The organism is Bacteroides sp. An51A (assembly GCF_002161565.1).
GTDB lineage: Bacteria > Bacteroidota > Bacteroidia > Bacteroidales > Bacteroidaceae > Phocaeicola > Phocaeicola intestinalis.
Genome location: NZ_NFIC01000001.1, coordinates 595,290 through 618,250, shown reverse-complemented (window position 1 = coordinate 618,250; position 22,961 = coordinate 595,290). Strand labels below are relative to the sequence as shown.

Sequence of the window (22,961 nt, the reverse complement as noted above, 5' to 3'; positions counted from 1 at the left end):
GGGATATGTTGTTATCGTACAAAAAAAACGGGTAAACCCATTGAATGGTTACCCGTTTTTATAAGCACTTTTACTTTCAATTCATTTTTCATCAGAACCGGAAACGGTCGCTTTGTCCATAGATGGCATTTGCACTCCATTCCAGATTCTTCTTGATTTCTTTCAACAAACTTTTTACCCTTTTCATAATGTTATCCTTTCTGTTTAGTTAATCTGTTTTATGTTGTGATCTATGTTTTACAACACAAATGTAATGCCTTCTGTTCAAAAGAAGCGCGGATAGTGGGATGAAAATAGGGTAAAATGTCTATTTCTTGACTTGCGTCAAAAAATAAATGTGCCTTTTGTTGCCGGATTGAAACAAACTGTCAACTTGGCAGGTAATGCCGGAATAACTGGCATGCCTGTTATTCGTTTATAAGCAAAGACGAATCGCCATAACTTAGAAATCGGAAATCGTGTGACAGGGCATAATCATAAATGCGGTGCCAATCGCCTTTCACGAATGCCGAGACCAAGAGCAGCAATGTGCTTTGGGGCTGGTGAAAGTTGGTTACCATACGTTTCACTATTTTATATTCGTAGCCCGGAGCGATGATAATCTGGGTGCTGGTGTGAAGTGCCTCCAGTCCGTGCCGGTCCATATAGTCGAGGATGCATTGCAATGCTTCTACCGGAGTAAGGGTAGGATGCGTTTCGTAAGGTTGCCATTGTTTTACATGCAAGTCGGCATCATTTGCGTCCGGATGCTGGTGGAGGGTTACACCTATATAATATAGACTCTCCAGTGTACGTACCGATGTGGTACCTACGGCTATGGCTTTCCCTTGGTGTGCAATGAGCTGTCCGATGGTGTGCCTTGATACCGAAATATATTCGGTATGCATTTCGTGTCCCGATATTTCTTCGCTTTTTACAGGCTTGAAGGTACCGGCTCCCACATGAAGCGTCACTTCTTCGAGGTCGACTCCTTTGGCTTTCAGGGCATCCAGTACCCGTTGGGTGAAATGTAGTCCTGCCGTAGGTGCAGCTACCGAACCTTTTACCTTTGAATATACCGTCTGATAGGTCACTTTGTCGCTTTCCTGGGTTTCCCTATTTAAATAAGGAGGAATGGGCAGTTCGCCGAATACTTCCAGAATGTCGGCAAATGTCACGTTTGGATTATTCCACTTAAAGTCTATCCAATGGCTGGTGCCCCGTGCTTCGCCGCGTGAAGCAGTCAGGATGACGGTTTGTCCTTTTACCGTCATCTGCCGCGACAAGACACCTTCTTTCCATTTTTTCAGATTGCCTATCATGCAAAGCCATGCTACATGTCCGGTTTGCTGGAAGTTCAGTGCATAATCGTTAGGCTGGATGGGTTCCAGGCAAAATATTTCTATCAAGGCACCGGTCTCTTTCCGGAAGTGCAGCCGTGCCTGAATGACTTTGGTATTGTTGAATACCATCAGCATGCCCGATTCGATGTAGTCGGGTAAGGAGGTGAATCGGGTTTCATTGATATTCCCGTTGCGGTACACCAGCAGTTTCGATTGGTCGCGCACCGGAAGCGGAAACTTAGCGATGCGTTCTTCGGGGAGTGGATAGTTGTAGTCGCTGATGTGGATGTGTTTGGTATCTTCCATTATTATGTTATATCTTTGTAATTGGAAATTGTGTGCAAAGGTAATTATTCTCATCTGCATACGCAAGTATTCTTGCCGGCGGCTGGATATATCTGCGCACGGAAGGTGGTATATTTGCTTCTGCATCGGGGCGCAAAGGAGGAGAAATCTTCTTTTTGGGAGGATTATTTTAAAAATGATAAAAATCCACGTCCGGAAAATACCGTATCTGTTCGGTTTTTTTGTATGTTTGTTTCACGAAAAAAGTGTTGCAGGACGTTGCAGTCCGAAGGCAGCCGCGTGGATAAGTGGACGCATCCGGGCATATGCGGTACGCCCCTGCATGGGATGTTTGTGGATATTCAATTAAAAAATAGAGATGCTTATGAGAAAATTATTGGTAGCAGTAGGAATTTTGTTGCTTGCCGGTTGTGCGCAGCAAAAGACCCAGGAAGGATTTCCTGTTTTTCAGAACATGGGTAATCCGTTGATAACGGATAAGTTTACGGCAGACCCTGCTCCGATGGTGTATAACGATACTCTTTTCCTGTATGTAGGGCATGATGAGTATTATGAAGGGCAGGATACCGCTTCGGGTGGAAAGGAATTTAACATCACAGAGTGGCTGTGCTATTCTACGACGGATATGCAGACATGGACCGATTATGGTTCGGTATTGAAACCTACCGATTTCAGTTGGGCGGTAGGTGAGGCATGGGCTTCTCAGGTGATAGAAAAAAATGGTAAATTCTATTATTATACCACCGTGCAGGGAGGAGAGCCTTATGTAGGAAAGGCAATAGGGGTAGCCGTAGGTGATTCGCCTACCGGTCCTTTCAAAGATGCTATCGGCAAACCTCTGGTATGTGATACCATGACTTCCAATGGGGCACGCGGCTGGTGGAATGATATCGACCCTACTGTTTTGATTGACGGAGAGGGGCAGGCATGGATGTGCTGGGGAAACGGCACATGTTTCCTTGCCAGGCTGAAACCGAATATGACAGAGCTTGACGGCGAGATTCAAGTGGTAGATTTGCCGAAATATGTGGAAGGACCGTGGTTGCATAAGCATGGAGACCTCTATTATCTTACTTATGCTTCGATGGGGGTTGACAGGGAAGTCGTTTCGTATGCTACTGCACCTTCGGTTGCCGGTCCGTGGACTTATCAGGGGGAAGTGACCGGAATGGCGGAAAACAGTTTTACCATTCATCCGGGAATCGTTGAGTTTAAAGGGAAATGGTATCTGTTCTATCACAATGCCACGCTTACGCTGGGAGGACATGAGGGTGCCATAGGGCGTAGAAGTGTGTGTGTAGAAGAGTTGTTCTACAATTCGGACGGCACCATAAGAGTGGTGGAACAGACTAAAAAAGGAGTAAGCAACCTTTCTAAATGATTGGAAGATATGAATATGAAGAAATTATCGATTATGCTGGCATGCATTGGGGCATGGTCGGCAGTAACAGCTCAAACTTTGCCGGAAGGTACACCGGCACAAACGAATATCCCTGAAGCGGACTATCCGTGTGTAGATGCCTCATCAAGGGCTACTTTCCGTCTGGATGCTCCTGAAGCCCGAAATGTCCAGGTGGATATCTGTGGGAAAAAATGGCCGATGACGAAAAATTCGGATGGAGTGTGGAGTGTGACTACAGACCCGCTGGTAGTAGGTTTCCACTATTATTTCTTGTTGGTAGACGGAGTAGCCGTCAATGACCCGGCAAGTGAGACTTTTTTCGGGTGTGGCAAGATGGCAAGCGGCATCGAAATCCCCGAATCGCCCGAGGCAGCTGCTTATTATACGTATGACCAGTCTGTCCCTCATGGGCAGGTACGCGAATGCCATTATTATTCTTCCGTCGAACAGAAAGAGCGCAGATGCTTTGTCTATACTCCGGCAAATTATGAAACAGATGCTTCCCGCCGTTATCCGGTATTGTACCTGCAGCATGGAATGGGCGAGGACGAACGTGGCTGGAGCCAGCAGGGGAAAATGGCTGATATCCTCGATAATCAGATAGCTGCTGGAAAATGTGTGCCGATGATAGTGGTAATGGATTATGGAAATTGTGGCTATATACATGGAGCCAGACCAGGAGAGTCGCGTGAAGAATTCGGGGCATCATTCACTCCGATTTTGCTGGAAGATATTATTCCTTACATCGACAAGACTTTCCGTACATTGACCGACCGTGATAACCGTGCCATGGCGGGCTTGTCGTGGGGAGGACACCAGACTTTCCAGACCACTTTGGCACATTTGGACAAGTTTGCTTATATCGGGGCTTTCAGCGGTGCCATTTTTTTGCCTCCGGAAGCAGATATGCGTAAGGTATATAATGGAGTGTTTGCCGATGCCGATGCTTTCAACCGCAAGGTACATACATTGTTCATCGGGATGGGTTCGGAAGAAAATATGGGCAGCAGGGAGCTGAGTGAGAAACTGAGTGCCATAGGTATTAAAAATACGTATTATGAATCTCCCGGAACGCATCACGAATGGTTGACATGGCGCAGATGCCTGAATGAATTTTTGCCTTTAATCTTTAAGTCTGACAAATGATGAAAACTTTACTTGTATCTTTGTTGCTGGCAGTTGCAATGACCTTATCTGCCCAAGACAGGAGCGTCTCAGGGGGCGAACGTTCAGTGTTGAGTGTACGTGCCTCTCAGTATCCTCGTATCTCAGCCGACCATCGTGCTTCTTTTAAAGTCAAGGCACCGCATGCAAAGAGTGTGCAGATAGATTTAGGAAAGAAATATGATATGGTGCGGGACGAAAACGGGGAGTGGACCTGTACAACAGAACCTTTAGGTCCGGGTTTCCATTATTATTTTCTGGTAATTGATGGAGTGCCGGTGGCAGACCCTGCAAGCGAGTCTTTCTATGGATGTAGTATGATGACCAGCGGTATAGAGATTCCTTATCCTGAAGGTGACACTCGTTTTTCTTTAGCAGATGTACCTCATGGCGAGATTCGGATGAAGCGGTATTTCTCGAAAACGGCAAATGCATGGCGAAGGATGTTTGTTTATACACCTCCTTGCTATGAAAAGTCTTCTGTATCCTATCCGGTGCTTTATTTGCAACATGGCGGAGGAGAGGATGAACGTGGCTGGTCGCAACAGGGATTGACGGATATTATTCTGGATAATCTGATAGCTAGGGGCGAGGCTGTTCCGATGATTATCGTTATGCTGGACGGTAATACCAAAGATTTTAATTCGGAACTGTTCAACGACTGCATTCCGTTTGTGGAAAAAACGTACCGGGTAAAGGCTGACAAAGATAGCCGGGCGTTGGCAGGTTTGTCAATGGGAGGTATCCAGACTTTGAATGCATGCATTACCCATCCTGAGTGTTTTTCTTATATAGGCGTATTCAGTTCTGGCTGGTGGGTACAGTCGCGCCACGGTATGCCGGCACATGAAACCGAAAAATATTATGAGAAATTGAAAGCACATAAGGATGAGTTTAACAAGGGCTTTAAGCAGTTCTGGTTTTCGATGGGCGGAAAAGAAGACATTGCTTATCAGAATTGTCAGGCAATGTTGAAGCGTTTCGATGAGATAGGCATTCGGTATACATATTTCGAAACGCCGGGTGGGCATACATGGCCGGTTTGGCGTGAAAGTCTTTATCGCTTTGCACCATTGTTGTTTAAGTGATACTAAGAAGCTGTTTTGAATTTCTCCAAAAAGTTTTTCTTGGCTTGATGTATCTGTTTTCGTGTGTGCTTTGGGCGATTTTTTGCACGATAAATTCAAAACAGCTTCTAAGAGCCTGTTTTGAAATTCCACAAAAGTTTAATGAATGTCCGCATTAGGCAAAATGCGGACATTCATATTGGCTGTTTTGAATGACAGGCTTTGTGTGTTTGTGCATGCCTGCCAGCAGCCGGTATATACCCCTGAAAAATGAATATATACTTCATCCGCGTTTGAATATATCTTCATCCGCAGTTGAATATATACTTCATCTGCGTTTGAATATATACTTCATCTGCGTTTGAATATATACTTCATCCGCGAATGCAGTACTACTGCGTTTTCAACTTTATGAATGTTCTCATTTTGCCAAATTGCCTGTTTGCGGACATTCACTTTCAACTTCTTTATAGTCAGAAGCTGTTTTGAGAAGCTGTTTTGAATTTCTCCAAAAAGTTTTTCTTGGCTTGATGTATCCGTTTTCGTGTGTGCTTTGGGCGATTTTTTGGTCCTTTCCGCTCCTGTTCTTCGTCAGATAGCCCGCTATCTTCCTCATCACAGAAGCGAAAATGCCTCAAAAACTCATCCCAAATCATCGCACGATAAATTCAAAACAGCTTCTGAATTTCTCCAAAAAGTTTTTCTTGGCTTGATGTATCCGTTTTCGTGTGTGCTTTGGGCGATTTTTTGGTCCTTTCCGCTCCTGTTCTTCGTCAGATAGCCCGCTATCTTCCTCATCACAGAAGCGGAAATGCCTCAAAAACTCATCCCAAATCATCGCACGATAAATTCAAAACAGCTTCTCAATCAGAAATAAAATGCGAAAAAACATTTGTCATGCTGAATGAAGTGAAGCATCTCGGATGCGCCCACGTGGATGTCTACGAGATCCTTCACGTTCGTTCCCTTAGATGACAATACATCAAGAATTTTTCGCAAACCAATTTTGTTCTCCTTTAACTCCTTTAACTTCTTTAACTCCTTTAACTTCTTTAACTCCTCTAACTTCTTTAACTCCTCTAACTTCTTTAACTCCTCTAACTCCTTTAACTCCTCTAACTCCTTTAACTCCTCTAACTCCTTTAACTCCTTTAACTCCTTTAACTCCTTTAACTCCTCTAACTCCTCTAACTCCTTTAACTCCTTTAACTCCTTTAACTCCTCTAACTCCTCTAACTCCTCTAACTCCTTTAACTCCTTTAACTTCTTTAACTCCTTTAACTCCTCTAACTCCTTTAACTCCTCTAACTCCTCTAACTCCTTTAACCTCCTTAAATTTTTCCATTTTCTTCTCTTTTAATGGACTCTGATACATGCTTTACAACATAAATGTACGGTTTCTGATAAAAAATGTAACGTTCGGGTTAGTCGATGTAACATGCGTGATAATATATGTAACATAGAGAATAATCATTTTCAGACAGATTTTCTACATTTGCAATTGTGAGAATATATAATTATTATTAACTAAACATTATCAAGTTTATGAAAAGCACAATTCATTTAAAGCTTTCAAGGCTGTTGTTTTACCATGGATTATTTTGATGCTGATACGGTAATTGTTACCGTTTAATCTTCCATCTTTCTTCTTATATATTAAGGTAAGAGAGGTGTAAGCAGAGAGAAACATTTGAAAAACATTTTAATTTACTAACGTGATGAAAAACATAAGACAACAGTTCTTGATGAAACATTCCCCAGAATGGAGGAAAGTTTTGCAGGTAAGAGGAATCTTGTTCTTCTTATTGTTATGCTGCAGTCTGACAGCGACTGCACAGGGAAAGTTTGTCGTTTCGGGAAAGGTGCTCGACAACAACGATGAGCCGTTAATCGGAGCGACAATCGCACTGAAAGGAAACACCAGCGTAGGTACGGTAGCCGACTTTGACGGTAATTTCACCTTAGAGCTACCTGAAAAGAACGCCACGCTGACCGTTTCTTACATAGGCTTCCTGTCACAAGACGTGGAAGTGAAAGGCCGCAACATGATTGTCATCCGGATGCGTGAGGACTCCGAAATGCTGGATGAAGTCGTAGTCGTAGGTTACGGCCAGCAGAAAAAGGAATCCGTAGTGGGTGCCATCACCCAGACCAAAGGCGAAGTGCTGCAACGTGCCGGTGGTGTGTCTGATATCGGTGCAGCCTTGACCGGTAACCTGCCGGGTGTGATTACCACAGCCAGCTCGGGTCTGCCGGGTGAAGAAGAGCCGCAGATTGTCATCCGTGGCTCCAGTTCGTGGAACAACAGTTCGCCGCTGGTATTGGTAGACGGTATCGAACGTCCGATGAGTTCGGTCGACATCAACTCCGTAGAGTCTATCTCCGTATTAAAGGACGCATCGGCTACCGCCGTTTACGGTGTGAAAGGTGCGAACGGTGTTATCTTGATTACGACCAAACGCGGACAGGAAGGCAAGGCACAAATCGACGTGTCGGCACAAGCTACCATGAAAGTACCCTCGAAATTGCCGAACAAGCTCGATTCGTATGACGCTCTGATGATGCGCAACATCGCCGTAGAGCATGAATTGGCTGTCAGTCCTGCTTCTTGGGAGTTCATTACGCCGCAAGCGGAAATCAACAAATACCGCTACCGCACCAGCATTGCTGATATCGAACGTTACCCCAACATCGACTGGCAAGACGAATTGTTTAAAGATTACACGATGTCTTACAATGCCAGCCTAAGCGTAAGCGGCGGTACCAAATTTGTAAGATACTATGTGGGAGCGGACTTCCTACACGAAGGTGACCTGTTCGACGTAAAGGACAACGGACGCGGGTATAGTTCGGGATTCGGTTACAACCGTATCAACGTACGTAGCAACCTGGACTTTTCATTGACAAAAACCACCACTTTGAAAGTAAACATCGCCGGTTCAAATGGGGCGAAGAAAACTCCATGGGGTTATACCAATTCGTCCGACTGGGGTGTGGCACAATACTGGGCAGGTGCCTACAATACTCCGCCCGATGTGTTCATGCCGCAATATTCGGATGGTACATGGGGATACTATCCCGATAATACGAACATTTCAAACTCAGCCCGCAACTTGGCTACGGCTGGTACAATGAATACCACTACCACCCGCATCAATACCGACTTTACGTTGGAACAAGACTTGAGTTTTATTACCAAAGGTCTGCGTGCCCGTGCCATGGTGTCGTGGGACAATGTGTTTGTGGAAATCAATCGGGGTGTAAACGACTTATATAATGATCCTATTCAAAAATGGATTGATCCGGCTACAGGTGCTGTTTCTTATCGGACAGCAGAATACGATGGAAACGGTTTTGACCCACAAGATCCGATTATGTGGACGAACAGTGGCGGTGAAGTAGACAACAATGCTACCCAACGTAACATGAATTACCAAGTGCAGTTGGACTGGGCACGCGAATTTGGCGACCACAATGTAACTGCCATGGGATTGTTCAGCCGTCAGGAAACCGCTACCGGTAGCATCATCCCGAATCGTCGTGAAGACTGGGCGTTCCGCGGCACCTATAATTACGCCAACAAGTATTTCTTTGAATACAACGGTGCTTATAACGGTTCGGAGAAATTCTCTCCCGAATACCGTTTTGCCTTTTTCAATTCGGGCGCTATTGGCTGGATGATATCGGAAGAGAAATTTATGAACTTCTCGAAGAAATGGCTGGATATGCTGAAAATCCGTGCCTCGTATGGTGAAATCGGTGACGATAACGTAACCGACCGTTGGCTGTATTTAAGTACATGGGCAATGGGTGGAGGAACAAATGGTGCTACTCCGATGGCACTGAACCAAGCCATCAGCCCCTATACTTGGTATCGGGAAGCAACCGTAGGTAATCCGGATATCCACTGGGAAACGGTGAAGAAATTCAATCTCGGTATCGACTATTCATTCTTGAACGGCCTATTTGCCGGTACGGTGGAAGTTTTCCGCGACAAGCGTACCGATATCATCGTTACCTCGGGCGACCGAGCTGTCCCCTTCTATTTCGGTATGGACGCTCCGGCAGCCAACCTGGGTGAAGTAAAAACCCGTGGTTATGAATTGGAACTGCGTGTCAACAAGGTTTTCGAAAACCAGATGCGCCTGTGGGGTAACTTCAATATGACTCATGCCGAAAATGAAATCATCCGGCGCGACGATCCGTTGTTGAAACCCGCTTACCAAAAACAAGCCGGTTACAGCATTGGTCAATCGCATGCACACATCGATGCCGGCTTTATGCAAAACTACGACCAGATTTACGGTAGCCCCCAGCATGATACCAACGAAAACCAGAAATTGCCGGGCGACTATTACATTGTTGACTTCAATGCCGACGGTGTGGTTGACGCACAAGACAGTGCACCTTATGGCTATTCCAGCACTCCGCAGAACACCTACAGTGCAACAGTCGGTTTCGAATGGAAGGGATTCAGTGCTTTCGTACAGTTCTATGGAGCGACTAACGTAACCCGTGATGTAACCTTGACTAGTTTCAGTGGTCAGTTAAACACCGTATACGATACCGGTACATGGTGGTCGAAAGACGAAAGTAACCCGGAAGTAACCGTCCCTCGTTTCGTAACCACGCCGAGTTACAATACCGGTACGCAAAACCTGTATGACGGTTCGTTTATCCGCTTGAAGAATGCAGAAATCGCCTATACATTCGATGGAGGCTGGGTACAAAAGTTAGGCATCCGCAACCTGAAGGTATTCCTCAATGGCAACAACCTGTGGGTATGGACCCGTATGCCGGACGACCGTGAATCGAACTTCTCGGGAGCCAGCAACCAAGGTGCTTATCCCACCATGAAACGTTTCAATTTAGGTATCAAGTTCACATTATAAAAACAGAGACGTATGAAACAACGATATAAAACCTTATTCTATAGCAGCCTGTTCACCTTGGCGTTGGGCGTCACTTCTTGCGAGGATTATTTGGACAAAGACCCGGACACCACTGTTGATGCGACTGCGGCTTTTCAAAACTTCAATAATTTTCAAGGTTTTGTGGAAGAAATTTACAACTGCATCCCTGATAAAACCAACTGCTATTGGACAACTTCTTTCAACTGGGGAGACGATGAAATCATGAACACCAATGCAGACTGGCACATGACTCATCAAGTGGATTTGGGTAACTTTTGGGCATGGCAAGCCGGGGGTATGGGAGAAGATGGCTGCTGGCTGGATGCCAACCGTGATTGCGACCCTACCTCAAACGACCGTATGAACCATCGCTTATGGCCGCACGCTTGGTATTGCATCCGTAAGTGCAACCTGGGTCTGGCAAACTTAGACCAAATGGTAGGTGCCACTCAAGAAGAACGCGACCTGATAGCCGGACAGTTGTATTTTTTCCGTGCTTGGTGGCACTTCGAATTAATGGAGTATTTGGGAGGACTTCCCTACATCGACCAGGTTCTGGAATCGGAAGGCCTAACCCTGCCTCGTTTAAGTTTCCAAGAAGCGGCAGACAAAGCGGCAGCAGACTTCCGCCAGGCAGCAAACTTGCTCCCGATTGACTGGGAAAGCACCACAGCCGGTTCACACACAGCCGGACAAAACGACTTGCGTATCAACAAAATCATGGCATTGGGCTATTTGGGCAAGACCTATTTATGGGCAGGCAGTCCGCTGATGGAACATGGTGCGCAAACGGGAGGTGCCATGACCTACAGCTATAACACCGACTATTGCCAGAAAGCAGCCGAAGCCTTCGGTGAACTGCTGAATTTGGTAGAAAGCGGTCAGACTCAATATGCGCTGGCACAATTTGAATACGATGACATCTACAATCATGAACGTTCTGCTACCGCTACCAGTTGCTTTAGCGACATTTTCTATACAACCGGACAAAACTGGGAACTTCCTGGGTCGGTAGAAGCCATCTTCCGTGGTCCGGCATTTGGCATCAACATTTCTCCGTATCAGGCTGCCAAGACTTACGGACCGAAAGGAGGAATCGTTCCTGATGACAACATCATCCATATGCCTACCGCCAATTACGTGAACCTGTATGGCATGGCAAACGGATATCCGTTGGATGACCCGCGCAGCGGTTTCGACCCGACCCATCCGTTCCGTGACCGTGATCCGCGTTTCTATCATGACATTGTATTTGATGGTTTTGAATATATCAACGCTTCAGTTGGTGCCGATATGGCACAGTACAAATACAGCCAACTATATACAGGTGGAAACGTACGAAACGATAATACAGGAAGCCGTACGGGTTATTTCATTCAAAAACTGTCGCCTCATACAGTCAACACCTATGACAAGATGATGGACTACAACCACAGTTTACAAATGTATGTTCCTTATATGCGCTTAGGAGACATTTACCTGATGTATGCCGAAGCTTGTGCCGCCATCAACGGTGCCACCGGGAAGGCAGGCAATTGTTCCCTGACAGCCGAAGACGCTATCAACCGGTTGCGCGACCGCGTCCACATGGATCATGTACCGGCAGACTTGACGAGCAACAAAGAAACTTTTATGGATGAAGTACGTCGTGAACGTGCCGTAGAATTGTCTTTCGAAGGTTTCCGCTTCTGCGACCTCCAACGGTGGCTGCTGCTGACCGAATATCCGTACAACGTCAAGACTTCACAAGAGTTCGACCGGGTGGAAAGCGATGAATGGTACACCGAAAACGACCCGAGAGATGCCGAAGTGCGTAACTGGCGTGAAGAAGTAATCTTGACCCGCAACTTCACATCGAAGCATTATTGGTTCCCGCTGAAAAACGATGATACTTACCTGTATGAAGGACTTAACCAGAATCCGGGTTGGTAATTGTAACAGCAGAAAAATGTAGAACATTAAAAGAAGAAACAAATGAAAGTAAAAGATACACGATTCATTTTATTTGCAGCTGCCTTAGGGTTGCTTCCTGCTTACCAAAGTATTGGAGCACAGACAGCAGAAGCAAATGAGACTGACTCGCTTCAGACCACAGACCCGTCTGTACAAGTAGCGTTCCGCAAGGTGGCACAGGACGATTTGTTGGGAGGCGTTTCAGTAATCAACATGGAGCAAGTGAACGAAAAGAACTATGCCACGTATAGTCTGGATAACCTGCAAGGCTATGTCGGCGGTTGGAACGGCAACTCATTATGGGGCATGGACGGCGACAATGCCGGTTACTTGGTATTGGTAGACGGAGTACCTCGCGATGCCAATAACGTATTGCCGACCGAAATCGAACAGATAACCTTCCTGAAAAGCGCATCGGCTGTAGTGCTCTACGGAAGCCGGGCAGCGAAAGGCGTGATTTACATCACCACCAAACGTGGCAAATACCAAGAGAAACTGCAAATTGATGTACGTGCCAATACGGGATTTTATGTACCGAAAGGATATCCCAAGTATTTGGGTTCGGCAGAATACATGACCTTGTATAACGAGGCGCGTGCCAACGACGGACTGGATCCGCTATACAGTGCCGAGGATATCTACAACTACGGGTCGGGTACCAATCCGTACCGTTATCCGAGTTTGGACTATTATTCGTCGGATTACCTGAAGAAGACGTACAACCGCAGCGATGTGACCGCTGAATTTTCGGGCGGTAACAAACGGGCGCGTTTCTACTCCAACGTAGGCTATTACCGGCAGAATGACATTTTCAACTTCGGTGAAGCCGCCAAGAATTACACCAGCCGATTGAATATCCGCGGTAACGTAGACGTCACCATCAACGATGACATCAAGGCGTATGCCAATGCCAATGCTACGTTCTACGACATACGTTCGGGGCGTACCACTTACGAGACAGAAGAAGGAGAAACCTACGACTACTGGACGGAAGCAGCCAGCATGCGTCCCAACCGTTTCGCACCGCTGGTTCCGCTGAGTTACATTGACCCCAATGCCCTCTCCGCATTGGAACTGATGGGTGTAAACAGCAACATCTTCGACGGGATGTTCCTTGCTGGAAGCCAGATTGACCAACGCAATATCTTTGCCGACTACTATGCTGCCGGTTACAACAAATACACCAGCCGCCAGTTCCAGTTCGACACGGGTATTGACTTCGACCTGCATAGACTGTTGAAAGGACTTTCGTTCCACTTCCAGTTTGCGGTAGACTATGCCACCAGCTACAACACCTCGTTCAATAATACCTACCGCATCTATACCCCGACGTGGTCGGACTATAACGGCACAGGAGTCATTACCAGTTTAGGTTATGAAGGAACGGATGAAAAGACCGGTGTGCAAACCATCAGTGGCAGTACAGACAACCAGACTATCTCTATGTCTGCTCACTTTGACTACCACACCACCATCAACAAGGCGCACAACCTGTCTGCCATGCTGCTGGTGAACGGCTATCAACAGACCAATTCGACGGTTTACCACCGTACCAGCAATGCCAACTTAGGCATTCAGGTAGGCTACAACTATATGGGTAAGTATTATGCCGAGTTTAGCGGAGCTGCTGTACATTCAGCCAAACTGGCAGAAGGACACCGCAATGCTTTCTCGCCGGCACTGACCCTTGCCTGGAAACTGCATCAGGAAGATTTCTTGAAAAACTCTTCGGTAGTAGATGAATTGATGTTAGGCGTATCGGGAAGTATTTTGCACCAAGACATAGACTTGGCTAACTATTATATGTATGTAGGTAACTACAACCAATCCAATGGTGCTTGGTGGGGATGGCAAGAAACGACTAATTTGCATTCAACAAATTCATTACGTGGATCAAACGATGAATTAAGCTTTATCAAACGAAAAGAGTTGACAGTCAGTCTCCGTACTTCATTATGGAATCGGTTAATAACGGCAGATGCCAACTTCTTTGTTAATTCGACAGAAGGTCTGCCTGTTCAACCGAGTACCATTTTCCCAAGCTATTTCTCGACTTATTATCCTGAAGCTTCGTTTATTCCGTATGTAAACTTCAATAACAACAAGCGTGTAGGATTCGACTTTGCAGTAAATTTCAATAAGAAAGTAGGCGAAGCTGACCTCTCGTTAGGCGTAACCGGAACTTATTACAAGACAGAAGCTACCCAACGGGACGAAAATTACGCTTATGCATACCAGAACCGTACCGGTAAAGCTGTTGATGGTGTATGGGGACTGGAATGCGAAGGTTTTTTCCAGAATGAAGAGGATATAGCTAATTCGCCGACTCAGAATTTTGGTGGAACAGTACGTCCGGGTGACTTGAAGTACAAAGACCAGAACGGTGACGGTGTAATTGATACCAATGATGAAATTTACTTAGGACGTGGCGGCTGGTATGGCTCTCCGTTTACTTTGGGCATTAACTTCACTGCCAAATGGAAAAACTTTACCCTCTTTGCTTTGGGTACAGGCGGTTTCGGCGGTCATGCCTTTAAGAGCGATTCCTATTATTGGGTATATGGCGAAGGCAAGTATTCGGAAGTAGTCCGCGGACGCTGGACACCGGAAACAGCCGCAACGGCTACCTATCCGCGTCTGACTACCTTAGACGGAAACAACAACTTCCGCAACTCTACGTTCTGGCTCTACAAGACCAACCGCTTTGATTTGGCTAAATTACAGTTGACCTACGATTTCCCGAAACGCCTGCTGCAAAAGACCTTTTTGAAAGAAGCGTCAATCTACGTAAGCGGTTCGAACCTGCTGACCATTGCTCCCGAACGTGAACTACTGGAAAGAAATATCGGCTCTGCCCCACAGACCCGTTTCTACAATTTAGGTGTTAAGGTTACTTTCTAATCCATAAACGAAACAAGAAGTATGAAACATATATTTAAACTTTTAGTCCTGCTCCCGTTGTTCGCCGCCGTAGCTTGCGATGACTTGCTCGAACCTGCCATCGAGAACAACCGGGATATCGATGCTATGGAAAATGATCCAAGCTATGCTCTTGGCGTATTAGGTAATGCATATATTTTATTACCATATAATACTTCGCCAACCAGTGATGTGGCAACAGACGATGCTGTATCGAATGATAACAGTAATACTTGGCGTGCCATGGCTACTGGGGCTTGGACTTCGCAAAATGACCCGACCTCGCAATGGAAAAGCTGTTTTAATGCCATTCAATACATTAATCTGTTTTTAGAACATTTAGATAATGTCACCTTTGCTCTTGATGAAAATATCCAAACTATGTTTATTGATCATTATCGAGGTGAGGCTTTAGGCTTACGGGCAATCTTTATGTATTACTTATTGCGTGCTCATGGTGGAATAAGTCCTGACGGAGTATTATTAGGTGTGCCAATCAAATTAGCTTCGGAAGGCATCGGATCCGATTTTAGCCAACCTCGTAACACCTATGCTGAATGTATGGAACAATTGTTACAAGATTGTGATGATGCTATTGAATTGCTTGCTTTAGACTATAAAGTACACAGTGCAGATGAAATACCGTCTAAATATGCTAGCATGGGGGTCACAGTGTCTCATTATGATCGTGTAAACGGTGTGTTTATGGCTGGTCGTTTGAGTGGACGTATCATGGAAGCTGTTCGTGCGCAAGCAACTCTTATGGCGGCTAGTCCGGCTTTCAGTGATGGTTCGGGTATTACATGGGAAGAAGCAGCCAATAGTGCAGGTAAATTATTAAGTCGTATTGATGGACCTGCTGGTTTAGATGCGGATGGATTTACTTGGTATACCAATACATCTGAAATTGCAGGCTTAGGTAGTGGAGAAGTTCCGCCTGAAATACTTTGGAGAACCAGTTACAGTGATAGTAATACGCTGGAAGGAGATAATTTTCCGCCGAGCTTGTATGGTAATGGACGTGTCAATCCTACGCAAAACCTGGTAGACGCTTTCCCAATGGCAAACGGCTATCCCATTGATAACAGTAACTCGGGATACGATGCAAACAATCCGTATGAGAACAGAGATCCACGTTTGGCAACTTACATCATCACCAATGGAAGTACAGCGGGAAGCGCAACCATCACTACCGGGTCGTATGGAACAAACAACGATGCAATCAACCGGGAATCGGGACACTCTACTCGTACCGGTTACTACCTGCGCAAACATTTACGCTTCGATTGTAACCTGGATCCGAACTACAACACCCTACAGCGTCATTATACAGCCCGTATCCGCTATACGGAAATCTTCTTGGATTATGCGGAGGCTGCCAACGAAGCTTGGGGACCGAAAGGACAAGGCTCATTTGGATTTAGTGCTTACGATGTAATTAAAGCTCTCCGCAGCCGTGCCGGTGTAGGTACAGACAACGGTGACCCCTATCTGGAAGAATGTGCAAACAGCCAAGACCGGATGCGTGAACTGATCCGTAACGAGCGCCGTTTGGAACTTTGCTTTGAAAACATCCGCTTCTACGATTTGCGCCGTTGGAATGCCAACCTGACAGAAGCAGCTCAAGGAGTAAACATCACCCGGGCTGCCAATGGTACGCTGACTTATACACCGATCCAGGTGGAAGAAAGAAGCTACCAGTCGTACATGGTTTACGGCCCGATTCCATACAACGATGTATTGAACTTCGGCTTTGTACAGAATCAAGGATGGCAATAATAACGAACGTAATAAGACCGTAAAGAAGATTTCGGTTTGTTGAAAAACAAGCCTCAGCAGGTAAAGTCTCTTCACAGACTTTGCCTGTTAAGCCGGGTGAACCGGGTGAAGCTTCTTTATTTCTTTTTGCTTACAACCAACTATTAAAGATAAAAACAGAATCAATATGAGAAAAGCAAATTTATATTCTATACTGTTGGCAGGAATCACCGCAATGGGTATCACTTCGTGTGAAAACGGCGATGCGGAATTCCCGAACTATGATAACTCTGCCGTTTACTTTGCGCACCAGACTCCGGTACGCACCTTGGTAATGGGAGAAGATACGTATGACACCTCGCTCGACAACGCCCACAAATGCAAGATTTATGCGACCATGGGCGGGGCATACGCCGGAAGCGGGTCGACTGTCATTGATATCATGGTAGACAATGAGCTATGCGACAACCTGTACTTTGCCGATGGCGTGACTCCCGTACGTCCGATGCCTGCAAACTATTATACGTTGTCGTCGGAACAGATTACGCTGAACGAGTTTGAAAACCTGATGGGGGCCGTAGAGGTAACCTTCAACAATGAGTTCTTCGAAGACCCTGCCTCTACAGAAAACACTTATGTCATTCCGCTGCGCATGACCCACGTGGTAAATGCAGACTCTATCTTATTGGGAGTACCTAACACCCCCAATGCAGCATGGACCAATGCGGATATGTGGGACACGGCTCCGAAAAACTATGTATTGTATTGCGTGAAATACATCAATAAGTATCATGCTACTTACTTGCGTAGAGGTATTGACCAGATAACGGAAGGTGGCAACACTACGACCAATGTGCGCCATGAGTATTATGTGGAAGATGACGAAGAATGCAATGTAACGACCCGTAACCTGCATACGGCTGTTTTCCCTGTATCAACAACCATAGGAGACGAAACCGTGACTTGTGACCTGTTGTTAACCTTCAACGACAACGACGAATGTACCATTACTTCAGGAACGGAAGGATTCACGGCAAGCGGAACGGGTAAATTTGTAGTAGACGGAGAAAAACAAAGTTGGGGTAACAAAGACCGCAATGCACTCTACCTGGATTATAACATTGACTTCGGAGCCAAGCAATACAACACGAAAGATACATTGGTCGTTCAAACCCGTGGCGTGGCTTACGAAGAGTTTAGTACTGTATATAAAGAATAATAAAAATATATGTTTATGAAAAAGCTCGCTTTAATATTACTTTTGTGCATACCAAGCTTTATTTATGCAACAAATGATTACCTTCCAACAGGAACAGAAATTGAAGGGAAATATACCGTAACTGCTACAGGAGAGACACATCGATTAAGCCATTATCAAACTCTTCCGAATGTCATGGCGGCTGTCGTTATTGAATTAGATAGATTACCTGACGGTGAATATTATGAAATCTATTTGCGGTATGTAAGTGATGAAAAAGACATAAATTGGCTTGTAGAACCTGATGGATATAAATGCTATTTCAATTTGGATTTAACATCAAGATCCATAAGAATAGAAGTAACTCGAAGAAAAAATTCTAGTAATCAAGGAATTATAAATGTAAGAACATTCAGTTTTTTTGTTCCTGAATAATAAAAAAGAAAACTTATGAAAAAACATTATATCAATAAATTATTGCTGGGAGCACTTGCCATAGGCGCATTGTCCGCTTGTACGGACGACAGCATGCTGCCGTATGACGCAGGTTCGATGCCGGAAAGCCTCGTCCAGTATGAATACTTGAAACAATATGACGTGCTGAAAAACTATGTAAACCGCACCGAAAACCCGAACTTCAAGTTGGGTATTGCATTAGCCGCAGGCGAGTATACCCAAGGAGACTTAGTATACAGCATGGCTTGTTCCAACTTCGACGAAATGACGGCAGGAAATGAAATGAAATACGCCTCTATCGTCAGCAATGATGGGACAATGAACTTCTCTACCGTAACCAGCTTTGTAGATGCCGCCCGCCAAGCAGGCATGACCATTTACGGACATACCCTTGCGTGGCATTCACAACAGAACAACACGTACTTAAACAGTTTGATTGCCCCGATTGTCATTCCAGGCGAAGCTGGAAACGGAGGCTACTGCATGATACTGAAGAACGCCACAGCATCGGCCAATATTTGGGATGCGCAAACCTGGTACCAGCTCCCTACCCCCTTGCAAAGCGGCACTACCTACACGCTTAGCTTTATGGCACGGGCATCGGCAGCTTACAACGACACACAAATCTACCTGCAATGTTCGGACGGAGGCAACCAGGAATATCCCGGTGGATTCAATGTCGGCACCGAATGGCAACAAGTTGACTTCACCTTTACGCCTACCGGCGCAACGGTGGACAAGATTGCTTTCAACTTCGGTACGGCAGCCATCAATATTTATATCGACAATGTATCACTGACAGGAGGAAGTGCTACCGAAAGCTTGATTCCGAACGGCGATTTCGAAGACGGGACCATTACAGGATGGACAGGATGGACGCCTGGTAACTTTGAAACTATTTCGGAAGACGGAGAAGGATATAGCGAAGGTGGAAGCGAGCCTGCTTACGATGAAAGTGTCATTACCTCTTCTGATTTTGAGAACGGTATCGGAAGTTGGGGAGGCTGGGGAGGCTCGGCTACCCGTGGACAGTCGGCACAAGGAGGTGGTTATGAAAGTGACTACTCATTCGAAATCGTTAACCCGACAGCTTCCGCTAATGCCTGGGATGTCCAAGTGGCATGGGACTTCGCAGCTCCATTGGTACAGGGCGGTACTTACCGGCTGAACATGATGATTAAAGGTTCGGTAGAAGGCAGCATTACCGCAGGCTTGCAACGCAAATCTGATTACGCAGGTGCAGGTGACTTCCCCGCTATTCCTATCTCTACGGAATGGACAGAATATAATGCCGAAATCACTGTAAACGGAGGAGGTGCAGACTGTGCAGACCGGTTCTTATTCAGTATCGGTAATTACGCGGGAACTATTAATATTGATAACATCACGTTATGTTACCTGAATCCTGAAGGCGGTGGCGGTGGACAAACCATCGAAATGACCCCCGAAGAAAAGAAAGACACCCTGACTTGGGCCATGGATAACTGGATTAAAGGCATGATGGAAGCTTGCGGCGGCTATGTCACCACTTGGGAAGCCGCAAACGAAACCGTATCGGGAGCAGACGCAGACGGTGACGGCTGGTACGACCTGCAGTCGGCAACCAACGGTGACCCGGAAACCAACTTCTACTGGCAAGACTACCTGGGCAACGAAGACTATGTGCCTATCGTGACCAAGGCGGCCGAAAAATATTTTGCCGAATATGGAGGTAACCCGGCAGACCTGAAACTCTTCATCAACGACTACAACCTGGAATCGTGGTGGGACGGCAACCAGAAACTGAAGAGCCTTATCCACTGGATAGAAGTATGGGAAGCCAACGGTGCCAAGATTGATGGTATCGGTACGCAGATGCACGTCAGCTACATCCTGAACGAGGCAGACCAGAAAGCCCAGGAAGATGCCATTGTAAATATGTTCCAACTGATGGCTGCCACGGGCAAGCTCATCAAGATTTCAGAATTGGATATGGGCATTGTAGAAAAAGCCTTCGGCGAAGGCATCAAGACCGAAAATGTAACCTTCGACCAACAACTGAAGATGGCAGAGTTCTACCAGTTCATCATCGAAAAATATTTCGAGATTATTCCGGCAGCGCAACGGTATGGCATTACGCAATGGTGCATAACGGACAGCCCGGCTGAATCTGGCTGGAGAGGTGGTGAACCTGTAGGACTTTGGGACTTGAACTATAGCCGCAAACCTGCTTATGGCGGTTTCGCTAATGGTTTGGCTGGCGAAGTAATTGCTGAACCTTCTGCTTCTGTAAGCAATGAATGATACTTTGCATGGAACGGAAAAAGTAGATGTGTGCGTCTTTTTTCATAGCCGTGATAGTATAATTTAATTGATTCGGTTCTCTCGGCAGCGGAATTACCTGTTAAAGGATAATTCCGCTGCTTTTTATAGTAGAACAATATTGGTTTATAAAAATGTCCAAGATAACAATTCCCGTTATAATCGAATGGGCTTCCGCAGGAAATGAGTACTCAGAATGACATTACTTTTTAATTGTCGTTTTTTATTTTGAGACAGCCTCAGAAGATATTCACATGGATAAGTGGACGCATTCGGGCGTATGCGATACGCCCCTACATGGGATGTTTGCGGAATTCAATTTATTTTTTCAATATAAGATAATCCTCTTTCGGATATAGGATAATCATTTTGCATTCTTCATTTTCTTGTTTTGCCTCCGTTTTGCGACAAAAACAAGAGGATTTTGCCTCCGTTTTACAACAAAAACATATAAGTTTTGCCTCCGTTTTGCGACATTTCTTTATCTTTGTAGCTGTAAACCAATTTGTTTGAGTAAATATACAAAATGGAATGAGATTTAGAAACACAGTTTCTGAACAGGCAGATTATATAAACTGATTAGGATTAATTGTTTAGTATAGTTATGTTTAAACGGACGATATTACAACATTTGGAACAGTGGAAAACCGATACGCATCGCAAACCGCTTGTATTGAGAGGGGCACGTCAAGTAGGGAAAACGACCGTAATAAATGAGTTTGGCAAAACTTTTGATAATTATTTGTCGCTTAATCTGGAGAAACGGGAAGCTGCTGCTTTGTTTGAGATGGAAATGCCGCTGAAGGATTTGATGCCGTTGCTGTTTGCACATTGCGGTTTATCTCGTAAGCCGGGCAGTACGCTGTTGTTTATCGATGAGATTCAGAATTCTCCTAAAGCTATAGGCTTGCTGCGTTATTTTTATGAAGAGTTGCCAGAACTGCATGTAGTGGCGGCAGGTTCTTTGCTAGAGAATCTGGTAGAGGTCAACGTTTCGTTTCCGGTAGGCAGGGTGCAATACATGGCTTTACGTCCTTGTTCGTTTCGAGAGTTCCTGGGTGCTATAGGTGAAGAGGCTTTGCTACCGGTGTTGGAGCATCCGCAAGCTACGGTGCCTTTTCACGGCAGGCTGATGCAATTGTTTAACCGCTATACACTGATTGGTGGTATGCCTGAAGCTGTCCAGCTTTATGCGGAGCGGAGGGACTTGCTGGCGCTGAGTGACGTATATGAAACATTGTTGCAAGGCTACCGCGATGATGTGGAGAAATATACCAAAGGTAAGTTGCTGAAAGAGGTGGTGCGGTTTATCTTGGAAGAGGGATGGGGAAAAGCTGCACAGCCCATTACATTGGGAGGATTTGCCTCGTCTTCTTACCAGGCACGTGAAGTGGGTGAAGCTTTCCGGCTGCTGGAAAAAGCCATGTTGCTGGAATTGGTTTATCCTACCACATCGACAGAGGTGCCGGCTTTGTCGGAAACCAAGCGGACACCTAAGTTGATATGGCTGGATACCGGTTTAGTGAATTATGCGGCACAAGTGCAGAAAGAAGTCTTAGATGCTAAAGACCTGCAGGATGCGTGGCGGGGAAGGATTGCCGAACATGTTGTGGCGCAAGAACTGCTTACGCTGACTGATAAAGTGAGCCAAAAGCGAAATTTCTGGATGCGAGGAAACGATTCGTCGGCAGAAGTGGATTTTGTGTGGGTACAGCAGTCGCGGCTATATCCTATAGAAGTGAAAACAGGGCACAATGCACATCTGCGTTCTTTGCATTCGTTTATGGAACGGTCTTCACAGACGGTGGCAGTGCGTGTATGGTCGCAACCTTATTCGATAGACGAGGTGAAGACTGTAGGAGGTAAAAACTTCAGGCTGATAAACTTACCTTTTTACTTAGTGGGTAGCATTAATCGGCTATTGGCTGAATAGTGTATAAGAAGCCAAAGGCAGCCGGGAGGGTTTGTGTTACTTTTGTAAACGATTTTGGCACCTGGGTGAATGTGCTGGTACGTGGAGAAATGAATCTGATACGTTTGTTAATGGAGAAACCCTCCGTTTGTGCTATCTTTGCAAATAAGTAGATGTTGAGAATTAGTTTATGTAATGTGTCAGCTCAGAAACTGTGTTTCTGATAATATCATTCCATTTTGCACACTTACTTGGTTACTTAAAATTGAAAACATAAAACTTGAATCCTT

General features: G+C 45.6%; 15 protein-coding genes. 11 read left to right on the top strand and 4 right to left on the bottom strand.

Annotated elements, in window-relative coordinates:
- Positions 1–407: 407 nt before the first annotated feature.
- The gene (locus tag B5G04_RS02395; protein ID WP_087395831.1) at positions 408–1,631 is read right to left on the bottom strand and encodes an S-adenosylmethionine:tRNA ribosyltransferase-isomerase; all 1,224 of its coding nucleotides are present in this window, start codon (positions 1,629–1,631) and stop codon (positions 408–410) included.
- Between the two features lie 361 nt (positions 1,632–1,992).
- Here B5G04_RS02395 and B5G04_RS20360 point away from each other — a divergent pair, with 361 nt between their 5' ends.
- The 3 genes from B5G04_RS20360 to B5G04_RS02380 are packed head-to-tail and all read left to right on the top strand — an operon-like array spanning position 1,993 to position 5,282.
- Positions 1,993–3,009, top strand: a complete 1,017-nt coding sequence (locus tag B5G04_RS20360; protein ID WP_087407168.1) for a glycoside hydrolase family 43 protein — start codon at positions 1,993–1,995, stop codon at positions 3,007–3,009.
- Positions 3,010–3,018: 9 nt separating this feature from the next.
- Positions 3,019–4,176 carry an alpha/beta hydrolase-fold protein gene (locus B5G04_RS20355; protein ID WP_239414009.1) on the top strand — a complete coding sequence of 386 codons (1,158 nt, stop codon included), beginning with the start codon at positions 3,019–3,021 and terminating at the stop codon, positions 4,174–4,176.
- Positions 4,173–5,282: an alpha/beta hydrolase-fold protein gene (locus B5G04_RS02380; RefSeq protein WP_087395575.1), complete on the top strand. Its 1,110-nt coding sequence runs from the start codon at positions 4,173–4,175 to the stop codon at positions 5,280–5,282. The genes B5G04_RS20355 and B5G04_RS02380 overlap by 4 nt, the downstream gene beginning before the upstream one ends.
- A gap of 452 nt (positions 5,283–5,734) precedes the next feature.
- Here the strand turns inward: B5G04_RS02380 and B5G04_RS02375 are convergent, their stop codons facing one another.
- The 3 genes from B5G04_RS02375 to B5G04_RS02370 form a co-directional block, all read right to left on the bottom strand.
- Complete coding sequence (locus B5G04_RS02375; protein ID WP_158100017.1) at positions 5,735–5,917, bottom strand: hypothetical protein; 183 nt, start codon at positions 5,915–5,917, stop codon at positions 5,735–5,737.
- Positions 5,914–6,099, bottom strand: a complete 186-nt coding sequence (locus tag B5G04_RS19585; protein ID WP_158100016.1) for a hypothetical protein — start codon at positions 6,097–6,099, stop codon at positions 5,914–5,916. The genes B5G04_RS02375 and B5G04_RS19585 overlap by 4 nt, the downstream gene beginning before the upstream one ends.
- Positions 6,100–6,243: 144 nt before the next feature.
- On the bottom strand, positions 6,244–6,606 hold the full coding sequence (locus B5G04_RS02370; protein WP_158100015.1) for a hypothetical protein: 363 nt from the start codon (positions 6,604–6,606) through the stop codon (positions 6,244–6,246).
- A gap of 400 nt (positions 6,607–7,006) precedes the next feature.
- Here B5G04_RS02370 and B5G04_RS02365 point away from each other — a divergent pair, with 400 nt between their 5' ends.
- The 8 genes from B5G04_RS02365 (at position 7,007) to B5G04_RS02330 (ending at position 22,692) form a co-directional block, all read left to right on the top strand.
- The gene (locus tag B5G04_RS02365) at positions 7,007–10,153 is read left to right on the top strand and encodes a TonB-dependent receptor (protein WP_239414026.1); all 3,147 of its coding nucleotides are present in this window, start codon (positions 7,007–7,009) and stop codon (positions 10,151–10,153) included.
- Between the two features lie 12 nt (positions 10,154–10,165).
- Positions 10,166–12,106, top strand: coding sequence for a RagB/SusD family nutrient uptake outer membrane protein (locus tag B5G04_RS02360; RefSeq protein ID WP_087395567.1), 1,941 nt, complete (start codon positions 10,166–10,168; stop codon positions 12,104–12,106).
- A gap of 42 nt (positions 12,107–12,148) precedes the next feature.
- Positions 12,149–15,028, top strand: a complete 2,880-nt coding sequence (locus B5G04_RS02355) for a SusC/RagA family TonB-linked outer membrane protein (protein WP_087395563.1) — start codon at positions 12,149–12,151, stop codon at positions 15,026–15,028.
- A gap of 21 nt (positions 15,029–15,049) precedes the next feature.
- Positions 15,050–16,825, top strand: coding sequence for a RagB/SusD family nutrient uptake outer membrane protein (locus tag B5G04_RS02350; protein ID WP_087210302.1), 1,776 nt, complete (start codon positions 15,050–15,052; stop codon positions 16,823–16,825).
- A gap of 166 nt (positions 16,826–16,991) precedes the next feature.
- The gene (locus B5G04_RS02345; protein ID WP_087210299.1) at positions 16,992–18,023 is read left to right on the top strand and encodes a DUF5627 domain-containing protein; all 1,032 of its coding nucleotides are present in this window, start codon (positions 16,992–16,994) and stop codon (positions 18,021–18,023) included.
- A gap of 15 nt (positions 18,024–18,038) precedes the next feature.
- Positions 18,039–18,437 carry a hypothetical protein gene (locus tag B5G04_RS02340; protein ID WP_143270417.1) on the top strand — a complete coding sequence of 133 codons (399 nt, stop codon included), beginning with the start codon at positions 18,039–18,041 and terminating at the stop codon, positions 18,435–18,437.
- A 15-nt stretch (positions 18,438–18,452) separates the two neighbouring features.
- Positions 18,453–20,741, top strand: coding sequence for an endo-1,4-beta-xylanase (locus B5G04_RS02335; protein WP_239414008.1), 2,289 nt, complete (start codon positions 18,453–18,455; stop codon positions 20,739–20,741).
- Between the two features lie 622 nt (positions 20,742–21,363).
- The gene (locus B5G04_RS02330) at positions 21,364–22,692 is read left to right on the top strand and encodes an AAA family ATPase (RefSeq protein ID WP_087210294.1); all 1,329 of its coding nucleotides are present in this window, start codon (positions 21,364–21,366) and stop codon (positions 22,690–22,692) included.
- Positions 22,693–22,961 lie beyond the last annotated feature (269 nt).

Excerpts from the sequence above, each read along its gene's own strand:
- B5G04_RS02340 (WP_143270417.1), top strand. The coding sequence starts at position 18,039 with ATGAAAAAGCTCGCTTTAATATTACTTTTGTGCATACCAAGCTTTATT.
- B5G04_RS02370 (WP_158100015.1), bottom strand. The coding sequence starts at position 6,606 with ATGGAAAAATTTAAGGAGGTTAAAGGAGTTAGAGGAGTTAGAGGAGTT.
- B5G04_RS02375 (WP_158100017.1), bottom strand. The coding sequence starts at position 5,917 with ATGATTTGGGATGAGTTTTTGAGGCATTTTCGCTTCTGTGATGAGGAA.
- B5G04_RS02360 (WP_087395567.1), top strand. The coding sequence starts at position 10,166 with ATGAAACAACGATATAAAACCTTATTCTATAGCAGCCTGTTCACCTTG.
- B5G04_RS02350 (WP_087210302.1), top strand. The coding sequence starts at position 15,050 with ATGAAACATATATTTAAACTTTTAGTCCTGCTCCCGTTGTTCGCCGCC.
- B5G04_RS02345 (WP_087210299.1), top strand. The coding sequence starts at position 16,992 with ATGAGAAAAGCAAATTTATATTCTATACTGTTGGCAGGAATCACCGCA.
- B5G04_RS20360 (WP_087407168.1), top strand. The coding sequence starts at position 1,993 with ATGAGAAAATTATTGGTAGCAGTAGGAATTTTGTTGCTTGCCGGTTGT.
- B5G04_RS02380 (WP_087395575.1), top strand. The coding sequence starts at position 4,173 with ATGATGAAAACTTTACTTGTATCTTTGTTGCTGGCAGTTGCAATGACC.
- B5G04_RS19585 (WP_158100016.1), bottom strand. The coding sequence starts at position 6,099 with ATGATTTGGGATGAGTTTTTGAGGCATTTCCGCTTCTGTGATGAGGAA.
- B5G04_RS20355 (WP_239414009.1), top strand. The coding sequence starts at position 3,019 with ATGAATATGAAGAAATTATCGATTATGCTGGCATGCATTGGGGCATGG.
- B5G04_RS02355 (WP_087395563.1), top strand. The coding sequence starts at position 12,149 with ATGAAAGTAAAAGATACACGATTCATTTTATTTGCAGCTGCCTTAGGG.
- B5G04_RS02365 (WP_239414026.1), top strand. The coding sequence starts at position 7,007 with ATGAAACATTCCCCAGAATGGAGGAAAGTTTTGCAGGTAAGAGGAATC.
- B5G04_RS02335 (WP_239414008.1), top strand. The coding sequence starts at position 18,453 with ATGAAAAAACATTATATCAATAAATTATTGCTGGGAGCACTTGCCATA.
- B5G04_RS02330 (WP_087210294.1), top strand. The coding sequence starts at position 21,364 with ATGTTTAAACGGACGATATTACAACATTTGGAACAGTGGAAAACCGAT.